Origin of the sequence: Pseudomonas sp. NPDC089396 (assembly GCF_044749545.1) — a bacterium.
Lineage (GTDB): Bacteria > Pseudomonadota > Gammaproteobacteria > Pseudomonadales > Pseudomonadaceae > Aquipseudomonas.
Genome location: NZ_JBIVIC010000022.1, coordinates 55,951 through 69,872 on the forward strand (window position 1 = coordinate 55,951; position 13,922 = coordinate 69,872).

The following is a 13,922-nucleotide window of genomic DNA, read 5'->3' on the forward strand; positions in this document are numbered from 1 at the left end:
CCGGCAAGCCGGCTCCCACAGGTACTGTGAAACCCTCGCGGGCGGCACCGATCTGTAGGAGCGGGCTTGCCCGCGATCGACCGCGTAGCGGTCGCCATCGCAACCGAGATTCTTGACCTTGCCCCACGCCCCCCAACGCCGCTGGTATCTCCCGGTCTCCCTGATCGCCGCCCTGGTGCTCCTGCCCCTGAGCGTCCTGCTGCTGGCCTGGCAATCGATCGACCTGCAAATCTGGTCGCACCTGCTCGACACCCAGATGAGCCGCCTGCTGGGCAACACTGTCACCCTGGTGCTGGGCGTGGGCGTGGGTGTCACTGTGCTCGGTGTCAGCCTGGCCTGGCTCACTAGCCTTTGCGAATTCCCTGGCAGGCGCTGGCTGGACTGGGCACTGATGCTGCCCTTCGCGATTCCCGCCTACGTCCTGGCCTTCGTCTTCGTCGGCCTGCTCGACTTTGCCGGCCCTGTGCAAAGCGTCTTGCGCGAAGTGTTCGGGCCGATGCGCCTGCCGCGGGTGCGCTCGACGGGGGGCGTGATCACGGTGTTGGTGCTGGTGTTCTACCCCTATGTCTATCTGCTCGCACGCACGGCGTTCCTGGCTCAGGGCAAGGGCCTGATGGAAGCCGCGCGGGTGCTGGGCTTGTCACCACTGCAGGCGTTCTGGCGGGTGGCCTTGCCCATGGCGCGGCCGGCCATTGGCGCCGGCATCGCCCTGGCCCTGATGGAGACCCTGGCGGATTTCGGTGCGGTGGCGGTCTTCAATTTCGATACCTTCACCACGGCCATCTACAAGACCTGGTACGGCTTCTTCAGCCTGTCCAGCGCGGCCCAGTTGGCCAGCTTGCTGCTGTTGGCCGTGATGTTGGTGCTGTACGGCGAACGCCGTGCACGGGGCGCGACCCGCACCGGCAATGAGCGGCCCCGCGGGCACGCGCTGTATCACCTGCGAGGTATCAAGGCGCTGTTGGCCAGCGGTTGGTGCCTGCTGGTGTTCGCCTGTGCCTTCGTCATCCCGCTGCTGCAATTGCTGGTGTGGTTCTGGCAGCGTGGGCGGCATGACCTGGATGAACGCTATGTCGGACTGGTGCTGCACACCCTGTACCTGGGAGGCATGGCCGCGCTGATCACTGTGTGCGTGGCGTTGCTGCTGGCCTTCGCGCGTCGCCAGGCGCCGACGGGCGGTATACGTGCCGGGGTTGGCCTGGCCAATCTGGGGTACGCATTGCCCGGATCGGTCTTGGCGGTTTCGATCATGCTGGCGTTCAGCTACCTCGATAACCACCTGGTAATTCCGCTCTCGACATGGCTGGGCGGGGCGGGCAAGCCGCTGCTGCTGGGCAGCCTGGCAGCCCTGCTGCTGGCCTATCTGGTGCGCTTCATCGCCGTGGCTTATGGGCCGCTGGAAAGCGGCCTGGAACGCATCCGACCGTCGTTGCCCGAGGCCTCGCGAAGCCTGGGAGTCGGTGGCGTGAGATTATTTTTCAAGGTGTATCTGCCACTGCTGGTGCCGGGTGCCCTCAGCGCTGCGCTGCTGGTATTCGTCGACGTGCTCAAGGAGATGCCCGCCACCTTGCTGATGCGCCCGTTCGGCTGGGACACCTTGGCGGTACGGGTATTCGAGATGACCAGCGAAGGCGAGTGGGCGCGCGCGTCGTTGCCCGCGTTGACCCTGGTGCTGGTGGGCCTGTTGCCGGTCATCGGCCTGATTCGCCGTTCTGCTCGGCGCCCCGGTCACACTCACTGAGGATGCCAGCCCGCGCCCTTGCGGCTACAATGCGCGGCATTCGCGCGGCGGGTCCTACAAGAAGAGCTGACGATCAAACGTCAACAACCGCCGCCGCTTCGCCACGCCCGGAAGGAGAACCCATGGGACAGCGCACGCTCTTGTACGACTTGCACCTGGCGCTAGGTGCCAAGACGGTCGATTTCGGTGGCTGGGACATGCCCCTGCACTATGGCTCGCAGGTCGAGGAGCACCATCAGGTCCGCAGCGACTGTGGGGTGTTCGATGTTTCCCATATGACCGTCATCGACGTCGCTGGCCTTGATGCCACCGCCTGGTTGCAGCGGTTGCTGGCCAACGATGTCGCCCGCCTGGACGCTATCGGCAAGGCGCTCTACAGCCCATTGCTCAACGAAGCGGGCGGGGTCATCGATGATCTGCTCGCCTATCGCACCGAAAATGGCTATCGGCTGGTCACCAATGCGTCGACGCGGGCCAAGGTCGTGGCTTGGCTGGAGGCCCAGCAAAGCGGGTTCTCTGTCGATTTCAAGGTGCGCCCTGATCTGGCCATTCTCGCCATTCAAGGTCCACAGGCCCGGGACAAGGTCGCCGCCTTGCTCAGCGCATCGCGCGCCGCGCTGATTCGCGAGCTGCGCTCGTTCGAAGGTGTTGCCGAAGGCGACTGGTTCATTGCCCGCACGGGTTATACCGGTGAGGACGGTCTGGAGATCATTCTGCCGGGCTGTGAGGCCGTCGCCTTCTACAACGACCTGGTCGGTGCCGGTATCGCCCCCAGTGGCCTGGGTGCCCGCGACACATTGCGCCTGGAAGCCGGCATGAACCTGTACGGCCAGGACATCGACGAAAGCCACACCCCACTCACTTCCAACCTGGGCTGGTGCATCGCCTGGGAACCTGCCGAGCGCGACTTCATTGGCCGTGCCGGTCTGCTGGCGGAAATCGAGCGTGGCGTGCAGGACAAACTGGTCGGTCTGGTACTGGAAGAGCGCGGTGTTCTGCGTGCCCATCAGGTCGTTCGCGTTGGCGGCATTGGCGAAGGGGAGATCACCAGTGGTAGTTTCTCTCCTACGCTGAGCAAGTCCATTGCCCTGGCCCGCGTACCCATGGCCACCGGCGACCGTGCCGAGGTCGAGATTCGCGGCAAGTGGTACCCGGTGCGCGTGGTCAAACCGACCTTCGTGCGCCACGGCAAGATTCTCATCTGAACAATCAACGGCGGGCCGAACCGCTGACCCAATCGAGGAATACAAGACATGAGCAATATCCCCGCCGATCTGCGTTTTGCCGAAAGCCACGAGTGGGCGCGCCTGGAATCCGATGGCAGCGTGACCGTGGGTATCAGCGACCACGCCCAGGAAGCCTTGGGTGACGTGGTGTTCGTCGAGCTGGCCGAAGTCGGCAAAACCTTCGCGGCCGGCGATGCGGCGGGTGTGGTCGAGTCGGTCAAGGCCGCTTCCGACATCTACGCCCCGGTCAGTGGCGAGGTGATCGCCGTCAACGAAGCGCTGGCCGACAACCCGGAACAGCTCAACGAAGAACCTTACGGTGCCTGGATCTTCAAGCTCAAGCCAAGCGACAAGTCTGAGCTGGACAAGCTGCTGGATGCCGCCGGGTACAAGGCCGCTATCGGCGAATAAGCTGCTGGCCTCATCGCCGGCAAGCCGGCTCCCACAAGGACTGCACCGAACCCTGTGGGAGCCGGCTTGCCGGCGATGAGGCCGGGCCTGCAAGCAAGTTTTCCCGCACTCTCGGCAATCCTTCCTAGACTTATAAGTCTCCATGAGACCTGGTCTAGGAAGAGAGCGTCGTCATGTCCCAGTCGCCATCCCTGCATCAACTGCAAGAGCTCAACCCTTTCCTGCGCCGCCACCTGGGGCCCGATGCCTCGGAGCAGCAGGCCATGCTCGCTACCCTTGGCCTGAAGAGCCGCAGCGAGTTGATCGAGCAGACAGTGCCACCGGGCATCCGCCTCAACCGCCCCCTCGACCTGCCGCCAGCCCTGGACGAACAGGCCGCACTGGCCAAGCTCGCCGGCTACGCCGAGCAGAACCAGGTCTGGACCAGCCTGATCGGCATGGGCTACCACGGCACCGTCACCCCCACCGTCATCTTGCGCAACGTGCTGGAAAACCCCGGCTGGTACACCGCCTACACGCCCTATCAGCCAGAAATCGCCCAAGGCCGACTGGAAGCGTTGCTGAACTTCCAGCAAATGGTCATCGACCTCACCGGCCTGGCCCTGGCCAATGCCTCGTTGCTCGATGAAGCCACTGCGGCTGCCGAAGCCATGGCCCTGGCCAAGCGGGTGGCGCGCAACAAGAGCAATGCGTTCTTCGCGGACGAGCACTGCCACCCACAGACGCTGTCGGTGTTGCGCACCCGCGCCGAAGGGTTCGGGTTCGAGCTGATCGTCGACGCTGTGGATAACCTCGCCAAGCACCAGGTGTTCGGCGCCTTGCTGCAATACCCCGATACCCATGGCGAGGTGCGCGACCTGCGCCCGCTGATCGACCAGCTGCACAGCCAGCATGCCCTGGCCTGCGTGGCCGCCGACCTGCTCAGCCTGGTGGTGCTGACACCGCCAGGTGAACTGGGTGCCGATGTGGTGTTGGGCTCGACCCAGCGCTTCGGCGTGCCCATGGGGTACGGCGGCCCCCACGCGGCCTATTTCGCCTGCCGCGACGACTTCAAGCGGGCGATGCCCGGGCGCATCATCGGCGTGTCGCGCGATGCCCGTGGCAATACCGCGCTGCGCATGGCGCTGCAGACCCGCGAGCAACACATCCGCCGCGAGAAGGCCAACTCCAATATCTGCACAGCCCAGGTGCTGTTGGCCAACATTGCTGGTTTCTATGCGGTCTACCACGGCCCTGAAGGCTTGCAGCGCATCGCCCAGCGCGTGCACCGGCTCACCTTCGTGCTGGCGGCCGGCCTTGAGGCCAAGGGCCTCAAACGCCTCAACCAGCACTTCTTCGACACCCTGACGGTGGACGTCGGCGGCGCCCAGGCGGCGATCATCGAAAGCGCCGAGGCGGCGCGCATCAACGTGCGTATCCTCGGTCGCGGGCATCTGGGGGTAAGCCTGGACGAAACCTGCAGCGAACAGACCGTATTGCGGCTTTTCGACATCTTCCTCGGCGTGAACCATGGCCTGGACATCGCCACCCTCGACCAGCAAGCGCTGCCCGAGGGTATTCCTGCCGCCCTGGTACGACGCACGCCGTTTCTCGCCCACCCGGTGTTCAACCTGCACCACAGCGAAACCGAGATGCTGCGCTACCTCAAGCAGCTGGAGAACAAGGACCTGGCGCTGAACCAGTCAATGATTCCGCTGGGTTCCTGCACCATGAAGCTCAATGCCACCAGTGAGATGATCCCCATCACCTGGCCCGGTTTCGCCCAGCTTCACCCCTTCGCGCCTGCTGCCCAGGCCACGGGCTACAAGGCGATGATCGATGAGCTGGAACGCTGGTTGTGCGCCATTACCGGCTTCGACGCCATCTGCATGCAGCCCAACTCCGGCGCGCAGGGCGAATACGCCGGGCTGATGGCGATCACGCGCTACCACCGCAGCCGCCACCAAGCCCAGCGCACCCTCTGCCTGATCCCGTCATCGGCCCACGGCACCAACCCGGCTTCGGCGCAAATGGCCGGCATGGAGGTGGTGATCGTCGATTGTGATGACGAGGGCAATGTCGATCTCGCGGACCTCAAGGCCAAGGCGCACGCTGCCGGGGACAGGTTGTCCTGCCTGATGGTCACTTACCCCTCGACCCATGGCGTGTATGAAGAGGGCATTCGCGAGATATGCGAGGTCGTCCATCAACAGGGCGGCCAGGTGTACATGGACGGTGCCAACCTCAACGCCCAGGTCGGCCTGGCGCGGCCAGCGGACATGGGTGCCGACGTCTCGCACATGAACCTGCACAAGACCTTCTGTATCCCGCACGGTGGCGGCGGGCCCGGCATGGGGCCGATCGGAATTGGCGCCCACCTCAAGCCCTTCGTTGCCAGCCACCCGGTGGTGCCGGTACCGGGCCTGGACCCGAACAACAGCGCAGTCAGTGCCGCCCCTTGGGGCAGCGCGAGCATCCTGCCAATCAGCTGGATGTACATCGCCATGATGGGCCCGCAACTGGCCGACGCCAGCGAGGTGGCCATTCTGTCGGCCAACTACTTGGCCAGCCAACTGGGCGGGGCGTTCCCGGTGCTGTACCGCGGGCGCAATCAGCATGTGGCCCATGAGTGCATTCTCGATCTCAGGCCGCTGAAGGCCCAGACCGGTATCACTGAAGAGGATGTCGCCAAGCGCCTGATGGACTATGGCTTCCATGCCCCGACCATGTCGTTCCCGGTACCGGGGACACTGATGGTCGAGCCGACCGAGAGCGAGTCGAAAGCCGAACTGGACCGCTTCATCGAAGCGATGCTGGCGATTCGTGCGGAGATTGACCAGGTGCAGGACGGTACCTGGCCGGCGGAGGACAACCCACTCAAGCACGCACCGCATACCCTGGCCGATGTGCTGGCGCCGTGGACCCGGCCGTACAGCCTTGAGCAGGCGGTGGCACCCAGTGCTCACGTGCGCCAGCACAAGTACTGGCCGGCGGTGAACCGGGTGGACAACGTGTATGGGGACAGGAATCTGTTCTGTGCTTGCGTGCCGGTGGAGGCTTATCGCTGAGATCGGTGTAGGCATCATCGCCGGCAAGCCGGCTCCCACAGGCTCTCGATGCGCTGACAGCTTGAGAGGTACTTGTGGGAGCCGGCTTGCCGGCGATCGGGGGCGAAGCCCCCGCAGCGATTACTCGGCTACCGCATTCCTGGCCAGAATGGCATTGGCCAGTTCCATGTCCGAAGCCTGCATCCCTGGGTTCTCGGTGCGTACCTGACGCAGCGCCTGCTCAAGGAACGGCCCACGAATAGCGCCCTCGCTGGCGACGAAGCTGCCCGCGTCATCCTGCGCCGCGAGTACCAGCTTTTTGTCGTGCGAAGTGATGTAGCTCGATGCCGTGGTAGCACCGGAAGTCATTACATTACGCCAGAAGGTATCGGCCATGGCGGAGCCCACAGGCAGCGAAAGCAGGGCAGCAGCTGCGATGGCGGTTTTGAGACGCATGATGAAACACCTCGAAGGGTGAGGGTTGGAGATGCCCGCTTTGATCGGGCCAAATGGTCGCAAGTTCCTTGAATACAAGGGTTTTTTGCTCATGAGCAGACCCGCAGCACCTCATCGGAACGGGTCAGCCCACGGGCCACTTTGGCCTCCCCACAGCTGCGCAAATCCTGCAACCCTTCAGCTAGAGCTTGCCGTTGCAGTTTGGCCAGATCAGTGTCGACACTGATCCGTGCGCGCAGGCTTTCGCTGGGAATCAGCAATTCGAACACGCCTGTGCGGCCATGAAAGCCGGTACCCCGGCAAACCTGGCAAGAAGGGCTCGATGGACGCCCTTGGCATTCATGGCAGAGCAAGCGCACCAGGCGCTGGGCCATCACCCCGCCCAGGGTGGCCCTGATCAGGTAATCCGCCACGCCTAGCTCCAGCAGGCGGGTGATGGCGCTACAGCTGTCATTGGTGTGCAGGGTCGAGAGCACAAGGTGCCCGGTGAGCGCAGCCTGCACGGCCACCAGCGCCGTCTCGCGGTCGCGGATCTCGCCGATCATGATGATGTCCGGGTCCTGACGCAGCATGGCGCGCACGCCATTGGCAAAGCCCAGGTCGAGCGCCGGTTGCACCTGCAGCTGGTTGAAGGCCGGCTCCAGGCGCTCGATCGGGTCTTCGATGGTGCACAGGTTGACCTCCGGTGTGGCCAACAGCTTGAGGCTCGCGTAAAGCGTGCTGGTTTTGCCGGACCCCGTGGGGCCAGTGACCAGCAGGATGCCCTGGCGTCGCTGCAGCAGTGATCGCCACTGGACCAGCTGTTCACCTTCAAGGCCGAGGCGGTCGAAGTTCTCCTGCAACTGCAGCGGGTCGAACAGGCGTAGCACCAGCTTCTCGCCGAACGGCGTCGGCAGGGTCGACAAGCGCATCTCCACTTCCCCCCCGGCTGACAGCCGGCTCTTCACCCGGCCATCTTGTGGTCGGCGTTTTTCCGCCACATCCATGCGCCCGAGGTGTTTCAGCCGGCTGACCACCGCCAGCATCACATTCGCCGGAAACGCATAGACGGTATGCAGCAGGCCGTCTATCCGGTAGCGCAACCGTCCTTGATCGCGGCGTGGTTCAAGGTGAATGTCGCTGGCGCGTTGCTCGATGGCGTACTGCAGCAGCCAATCGACGATGTGCACGATAGGCGCATCATCGACGCCGGGCTCTGCCTGGCGCTTGCCCACGTCCAGCAACTGTTCCAGCTCGCCGAAGCTTGCCGGCTGCTGACGCTGTGCGCCTTGTACCGAGTGAGCCAGCCGCACCATCGACTGGCCCATCTGGCGTATCTGCAGCGGGCTGGCCAGCACACGCAGGATCGGCTTGCCCAGGCTACGGCCCAGGTCGGCTTGCCATTGGTCCTGGTAGGGTTGTGCGCTGGCGACGGTGATGCCGTGGGTATCGCTGGCAACGATGAAGATGCCGTGGCGCCGCGCGAAGGCAGGGGATATCAGCCCGTTGACCTGCACCAGGTCGAGTTGCAGGGGGTCGATGCGCAGGTAAGGTTGGCCGACTTTGCGGGCGAGCCATTGACACAGGCTGTCCAGGTGCAGCCGTTGGCCGGGTGTGCGGCGGTCTTCGAGGTTGAGTGCGGCGATGGTTTCCAGCGGGTGCCGGCCAGGGTGTGCGGTGGCGAATTCCAGTACCCGGTGGGCATCGTGGGTGGCCAGGTGCTGGTCGCTCTGCAGGGCGTCCAGCAGTAACGACAAGTCTAGGGAGCGATCGTCCGGAGTGTGCATGGCGGCATCCGTGCCAGGTGATGAGTTCCTGGGCAAGGCTAGCCGGCGGTTGTGATTCCTGGCGGGTAAAGGATTTCGAAGTCTTGCGGCAGCGGATCAGACCACCGCCAACTCCACTCGCACCTGACGCTCCAGGCTGACACTTGCCACGCACACCAGGTTGCGCAGTTTCTGTGCAATGACCTCGGCCCGATGCCAGCTGAGCCCGTCGATGCCAATTTCGATGTCGAGCAGATCATCCTGCTGGCTGGCGTTCACGCTATGTGGGGTCAGGAACTGCAGGGCGAACAGGTTGAGCACGCGGCACAGGCTGTCCGGTTCGGCTTCAGCCTGCAGGCAATAGTGCACGTTGGCATGGCTGGCGTTGGCGGCCCAGGCATCGGTACGGGGTTGGGGGCGTTCGAGAGCGTTCATGCTGGTCTCCGCAAAGGTGGGAGAAATTCTTGCAGGTTGGGGTCGGTTTTTTTTCGCTATGATTCGATGAATTTCGCCTGGTGGCGAATAGATCTATTCGCGAATTCATTAATTTAGGAATTAGTCATGCAAAGCGATCTGGATGCCTACGACCGCCGCATTCTCGAACTGCTGCAAGCGGACGCGTCGCTGTCCAGCGCTCAAATCGCCGAGCGCGTGGGGCTGTCACAATCGCCTTGCTGGCGCCGCATTCAACGACTGAAGGAGGAGGGGGTCATTCGGGGGCAGGTCACTTTGCTTGATCGCAAGAAGGTGGGCCTGAACACGCAGATTTTTGCCGAGGTGAAGCTCAACGCACACGGGCGCACCAACTTCACCGAATTTACCGAGGCGATCCGCGGTTTTGAGGAAGTGCTGGAATGTTATGTGCTGATGGGGTCGGTGGATTTTCTGCTGCGTATCGTTACGTCGGACATCGAAGCGTATGAGCGGTTCTTCTTCGAAAAGCTGTCGAACGTGCCGGGTATTCAGGAGGTCAACTCGATCGTGGCGCTGTCGGAGATCAAGTCCACCACCAGCCTGCCATTGATGCGTTGAACCCATCGCCGGCAAGCCGGCTCCCACATGAACCCCGAGAGCAGTGGAGTTCCTGTGGGAGCCGGCTTGCCGGCGATGGGGGCACAGCGGCTATCAAGCCTTGAGCAGATGCTTCCAGCCACGGCTCTGATCGATCGCACGAGCCTGCTCGATACGGGCCTCCAGCAGCTCGTCAGGCTCCTCGGACAGCGGTTGCTCCGCCAGCTCGTGGAGCTTTTTCAGGTCGCCGTACAGGCGGTCCATCTGCGGCGCTTCAAGCACCTGACGTGCATGACGCAACCAGACCAGCAACTGTTCGATACGCGGCAACTGCTCGGCCAGGTCTTCCGGACGCTGGGTATACAGCGGCAGCTTCAGCGCCCGGCCTTCCTCGCCCAGCAAATGGGCCAGCCAACTGGCCAGTTGTGCCTTGCCCTGGCGCTCGCCTCGGCCCTTGCGCTCGACGGTCCAGCCGCGAGCCAGCAACCAGCGAGAGGTTTCCAGGGAGAACTGACCCCAACGCACGTCCTCGAGCTCATCAATGAACTGCTCGGGGGCTGCGCGACGGATGTCTTCGTCGTCATTGCCGGCCTGCACCAGCGGACGCCAGTCTTCCAGCAGCGCGTCCAGGCTGGTGCGCAGATCGCGGGTGGTGGCACGCGGCGCGGCCTGGCCCAGGCTGCTGACCACTGCGCGCAGCTCGGCCAGGCACTGCACCCAGTCCTGCAGCAGGCGCCAGTGGCCATTGTGGCGATACTGCTCGGCCAGGCGCTGGCTGCTGCCCAGCAGCTGCCAGGCGAGGGCCGTGAAGGCATCGTCCAGCGCCATTTCGGCTTCCAGCTCGGTGTGAGGCAGGCTCAGCTCGTAGCTGTCCGGCTCCATCAGGCGATAGCCGCGCTCGGCCTTGCTGATGTCGCACGGCATCAGTGGCAGGCTGGCGGCCAGTTCGGCGGCCAGTTCCAGCAGGGCTTCGGGCTCGCCTTCGCGCAGCTCAAGCTCCAGCTCGCAGATTTCTTCCTTGCGCTTGCCGGCAATCACGAAGCCCTGGTCCAGTGCGGCCTCGATCACAACCTTGCTCTTGCCACGGCCCCAGGCGATTTCCGCGTATTCGCGGGTGAAGTCGGTGGTGAACAGCGGCTTGATGGTTTTCTTGTCCAGTTCGGCCAGTTGCTCGGGCCAGCAGGTGGCGTCGAGCTTTTTCAGGTCGAGCTTGACCTTGTCCAGGTGCCACTCGTACTCGTTGCGCTCGGACAAGCCGGCGACGCTCTGGCCACGGCACTTCAGGGTCTGGATGACTTCCTCGCCATCGCGGCGCAGGCGCAGGGCGACACGGGCGGCGGCAAGGTCACGCTCGGGGGTGTCGAAGTACTGGTTGAGCAGTTCGCGGGTCTGCCAGCCGGACTTGTTGCGCTTTTTCAGCAGAGGGTGCTCGCGCAGGGCGGCGAGGGTATCGCGGCTGGCGCGGAGCTTGAGTTCGGTTTCTTTGTGCATCGCAGGCTCGAAGGGAGGGCGTGATAGCCGTGCAGTCTACAGGACTGGGCTGGCAACGGTTTATTCCTTACGGCGGATGGCCCTATGATGGGCAACGCTTCCGAGGAGTACGCGCATGCCGTTGCCCACGCTCAAAGACCAGTTTGCCGCGTTGATCGCCGCGCCCTCGGTCAGTTGCACCCAGCCTGCGCTGGACCAGTCCAACCGCCAGGTCATCGACCTCTTGGCGGGCTGGCTGGGCGACCTGGGTTTCCGTTGCGATATCCAGCAGGTCAGCCCAGGCAAGTTCAACCTGCTGGCCAGCCGCGGCACCGGTCCCGGTGGCCTGGTGCTGGCCGGGCATAGCGACACGGTGCCCTACGACGAACAGCTGTGGGCCAGTGACCCGCTCAAGCTGAGCGAAGTCGACGGCCGCTGGGTGGGCCTTGGCAGCTGCGACATGAAGGGGTTCTTCGCCTTGATCATCGAGGCCGTGATCCCCTTGCTCGAGCATGACTTCAAGCAGCCCCTGCTCATCCTCGCCACCTGTGATGAAGAAAGCTCGATGTCCGGCGCCCGCGCCCTGGCCGAGGCCGGGCAGCCGCTGGGCCGTGCGGCGGTGATCGGCGAGCCCACTGGCTTGAAGCCGATCCGCATGCACAAGGGCATTCTGATGGACCGCATCGACATCCTCGGGCGCAGTGGCCATTCGTCGGACCCCAGCCTGGGCCACAGCGCCCTGGAGGCCATGCATGCGGTGATGGGCGAGCTGATGGGCCTGCGCCGGCAGTGGCAGGATACCTACCGCAACCCGCAATTCAGCGTGCCCACGCCAACCATGAACTTCGGTTGCATCCACGGCGGTGACAATCCCAACCGCATCTGTGGCCAATGCGCCCTGGAGTTCGACCTGCGCCCGCTGCCGGGCATGGACGTGGAGCAGCTGCGCGCGGCCATTCGGGCCAAGCTGCAGCCGGTGGCCGAACGCCACGAGGTTCGCATCGACTACGCGCCGTTGTTCCCTGCGGTACCGCCGTTCGAGCAGGCCGCCGACGCCGAGCTGGTACAGGTGGCCGAACGCCTGACCGGGCATCGCGCCGAAGCGGTGGCGTTCGGCACCGAGGCGCCTTATCTTCAGCAGCTGGGTTGCCAGACCATCGTGCTTGGCCCCGGTGATATCGCCTGTGCCCACCAACCCGGTGAATACCTGGAAATGTCACGAATCGAGCCTACCGTGCGTCTATTGCGTGATCTGATCCGGCACTATTGCCTTCATTAAACGTCCACCCTGCTGATTCGTTGTTGCCTAGAGGAGACCGCGCGTGACCGCAAGCCTGTTCCGACGATGATCCTGAACGCTGTGTCATCTACCGTTCTCCGTCCACTTTATCCACAGGCCCTGTCATGCCCGATTACGTCAACTGGCTGCGTCATGCCTCCCCGTACATCAATGCCCATCGCGACTGCACCTTCGTGGTCATGCTCCCCGGCGATGGGGTGGAACACCCGAATTTCGGCAATATCGTTCACGACCTGGTGCTGCTGCACAGCCTTGGCGTACGCCTGGTGCTGGTGCATGGTTCGCGACCGCAGATCGAGAGCCGCCTGGCGGCCCGAGGCCTGACCCCGCATTACCACCGTGGCATGCGCATCACCGATGCCGCCACGCTGGACTGCGTGATCGATGCAGTAGGAGCCTTGCGCCTGGCCATCGAGGCGCGCCTGTCGATGGACATCGCCGCATCGCCGATGCAGGGCTCACGCCTGCGCGTGGCCTGCGGCAACCTGGTGACCGCGCGTCCTATCGGCGTGCTCGAAGGGGTGGACTACCACCATACCGGCGAAGTGCGCCGCATCGACCGCAAGGGCATCAGCCGCCTGCTCGACGAGCGTTCCATCGTGCTGCTGTCGCCGCTGGGTTATTCGCCTACCGGTGAGATCTTCAACCTGGCCTGCGAAGACGTGGCCACCCGCGCCGCCATCGAGCTGGGTGCCGATAAATTGCTGCTGTTCGGCGCCGAGCCTGGCTTGCTGGACGAGCAGGGCAAGCTGGTGCGTGAACTGCGTCCACAGCAGATCGGTCCACACCTGGCGCGGCTGGGCAGCGATTATCAAGGCGAGTTGCTGGATGCGGCGGCCGAGGCGTGCAAGGGCGGCGTGGCGCGTAGCCATATCGTCAGCTATGCCGAGGACGGCGCCCTGCTCACCGAGCTGTTCACCCGCGGTGGCGGCGGTACGCTGGTGTCGCAGGAGCAGTTCGAAGTGGTGCGCGAGGCGACCATCGAGGATGTCGGTGGCTTGCTGGAACTGATCAGCCCGCTGGAAGAGCAGGGAATCCTGGTACGGCGCTCGCGTGAGGTGCTGGAGCGGGAGATCGAGCAGTTCAGCGTGGTCGAGCGCGAAGGCATGATCATCGCTTGTGCGGCGTTGTATCCGATTGCTGATTCGCAGGCGGGTGAGCTGGCCTGTTTGGCGGTGAGCCCGGAATACCGCCATGGCAGGCGCGGGGATGAGCTGCTCGAGCGCATCGAGGATCGGGCGCGGCAGTTGGGCTTGAATACGCTGTTTGTGCTTACCACGCGGACCGCGCACTGGTTCCGTGAGCGTGGTTTTGCGCCCAGTGGCGTGGAGCGACTGCCGGCGGCGCGTGCTTCGCTGTACAACTACCAGCGCAATTCGAAGATCTTCGAGAAACCGTTGTGATATTTGGGGGCGCGTTGCGCCCCTTTCGCGACACAAGGTGAACTGGCCTAATGATCCCGGACACCTCTTAAGGGCGATATGATTCGCCCAATCAGGAGGTTCCATGCAAGAACGAAAGACTTATACCCGCGAG

At 63.9% G+C, this 13,922-nt stretch carries 11 protein-coding genes; 7 read left to right on the plus strand and 4 right to left on the minus strand.

Annotation, left to right across the window (positions count from 1 at the left end):
* Nucleotides 1–118: 118 nt before the first annotated feature.
* The 4 genes from ACIPZB_RS26640 (at nucleotide 119) to gcvP (ending at nucleotide 6,425) form a co-directional block, all read left to right on the plus strand.
* The gene (locus tag ACIPZB_RS26640; RefSeq protein WP_400643408.1) at nucleotides 119–1,741 is read left to right on the plus strand and encodes an ABC transporter permease; all 1,623 of its coding nucleotides are present in this window, start codon (nucleotides 119–121) and stop codon (nucleotides 1,739–1,741) included.
* A gap of 122 nt (nucleotides 1,742–1,863) precedes the next feature.
* Entirely contained in the window at nucleotides 1,864–2,946 is a 1,083-nt protein-coding gene (gcvT, locus tag ACIPZB_RS26645) for a glycine cleavage system aminomethyltransferase GcvT (RefSeq protein ID WP_400643409.1), read from the plus strand.
* Between the two features lie 48 nt (nucleotides 2,947–2,994).
* Nucleotides 2,995–3,378 (plus strand): glycine cleavage system protein GcvH, encoded by a 384-nt coding sequence (gene gcvH, locus ACIPZB_RS26650; protein ID WP_400643410.1) that lies wholly within the window; start codon nucleotides 2,995–2,997, stop codon nucleotides 3,376–3,378.
* A 173-nt stretch (nucleotides 3,379–3,551) separates the two neighbouring features.
* Nucleotides 3,552–6,425 carry an aminomethyl-transferring glycine dehydrogenase gene (gene gcvP / locus ACIPZB_RS26655; protein WP_400643411.1) on the plus strand — a complete coding sequence of 958 codons (2,874 nt, stop codon included), beginning with the start codon at nucleotides 3,552–3,554 and terminating at the stop codon, nucleotides 6,423–6,425.
* 120 nt (nucleotides 6,426–6,545) lie between these two features.
* Here the strand turns inward: gcvP and ACIPZB_RS26660 are convergent, their stop codons facing one another.
* The 3 genes from ACIPZB_RS26660 to ACIPZB_RS26670 all read right to left on the minus strand — a co-directional run bounded on the left by ACIPZB_RS26660 (nucleotide 6,546) and on the right by ACIPZB_RS26670 (nucleotide 9,040).
* On the minus strand, nucleotides 6,546–6,860 hold the full coding sequence (locus ACIPZB_RS26660) for a DUF2388 domain-containing protein (protein WP_400643412.1): 315 nt from the start codon (nucleotides 6,858–6,860) through the stop codon (nucleotides 6,546–6,548).
* 89 nt (nucleotides 6,861–6,949) lie between these two features.
* A complete protein-coding gene (locus ACIPZB_RS26665; RefSeq protein WP_400643413.1) occupies nucleotides 6,950–8,626 on the minus strand; it encodes a GspE/PulE family protein in 1,677 nt (558 codons plus the stop codon).
* Nucleotides 8,627–8,722: 96 nt separating this feature from the next.
* Complete coding sequence (locus tag ACIPZB_RS26670; protein WP_400643414.1) at nucleotides 8,723–9,040, minus strand: hypothetical protein; 318 nt, start codon at nucleotides 9,038–9,040, stop codon at nucleotides 8,723–8,725.
* Nucleotides 9,041–9,166: 126 nt separating this feature from the next.
* Here ACIPZB_RS26670 and ACIPZB_RS26675 point away from each other — a divergent pair, with 126 nt between their 5' ends.
* Entirely contained in the window at nucleotides 9,167–9,637 is a 471-nt protein-coding gene (locus ACIPZB_RS26675) for an Lrp/AsnC family transcriptional regulator (protein ID WP_400643415.1), read from the plus strand.
* Nucleotides 9,638–9,730: 93 nt separating this feature from the next.
* Here ACIPZB_RS26675 and ACIPZB_RS26680 read toward each other — a convergent pair whose 3' ends face one another.
* Entirely contained in the window at nucleotides 9,731–11,107 is a 1,377-nt protein-coding gene (locus tag ACIPZB_RS26680; protein WP_400643416.1) for an inorganic triphosphatase, read from the minus strand.
* A gap of 115 nt (nucleotides 11,108–11,222) precedes the next feature.
* Between ACIPZB_RS26680 and argE the strand changes: the two genes are divergently transcribed.
* The gene (gene argE / locus ACIPZB_RS26685) at nucleotides 11,223–12,365 is read left to right on the plus strand and encodes an acetylornithine deacetylase (RefSeq protein ID WP_400643417.1); all 1,143 of its coding nucleotides are present in this window, start codon (nucleotides 11,223–11,225) and stop codon (nucleotides 12,363–12,365) included.
* A 125-nt stretch (nucleotides 12,366–12,490) separates the two neighbouring features.
* Nucleotides 12,491–13,789, plus strand: coding sequence for an amino-acid N-acetyltransferase (gene argA, locus ACIPZB_RS26690; RefSeq protein WP_400643418.1), 1,299 nt, complete (start codon nucleotides 12,491–12,493; stop codon nucleotides 13,787–13,789).
* Nucleotides 13,790–13,922: the final 133 nt, after the last annotated feature.

Excerpts from the sequence above, each read along its gene's own strand:
- gcvT (WP_400643409.1), top strand. The coding sequence starts at position 1,864 with ATGGGACAGCGCACGCTCTTGTACGACTTGCACCTGGCGCTAGGTGCC.
- ACIPZB_RS26660 (WP_400643412.1), bottom strand. The coding sequence starts at position 6,860 with ATGCGTCTCAAAACCGCCATCGCAGCTGCTGCCCTGCTTTCGCTGCCT.
- argE (WP_400643417.1), top strand. The coding sequence starts at position 11,223 with ATGCCGTTGCCCACGCTCAAAGACCAGTTTGCCGCGTTGATCGCCGCG.
- gcvP (WP_400643411.1), top strand. The coding sequence starts at position 3,552 with ATGTCCCAGTCGCCATCCCTGCATCAACTGCAAGAGCTCAACCCTTTC.
- ACIPZB_RS26670 (WP_400643414.1), bottom strand. The coding sequence starts at position 9,040 with ATGAACGCTCTCGAACGCCCCCAACCCCGTACCGATGCCTGGGCCGCC.
- gcvH (WP_400643410.1), top strand. The coding sequence starts at position 2,995 with ATGAGCAATATCCCCGCCGATCTGCGTTTTGCCGAAAGCCACGAGTGG.
- argA (WP_400643418.1), top strand. The coding sequence starts at position 12,491 with ATGCCCGATTACGTCAACTGGCTGCGTCATGCCTCCCCGTACATCAAT.
- ACIPZB_RS26665 (WP_400643413.1), bottom strand. The coding sequence starts at position 8,626 with ATGCACACTCCGGACGATCGCTCCCTAGACTTGTCGTTACTGCTGGAC.
- ACIPZB_RS26675 (WP_400643415.1), top strand. The coding sequence starts at position 9,167 with ATGCAAAGCGATCTGGATGCCTACGACCGCCGCATTCTCGAACTGCTG.
- ACIPZB_RS26680 (WP_400643416.1), bottom strand. The coding sequence starts at position 11,107 with ATGCACAAAGAAACCGAACTCAAGCTCCGCGCCAGCCGCGATACCCTC.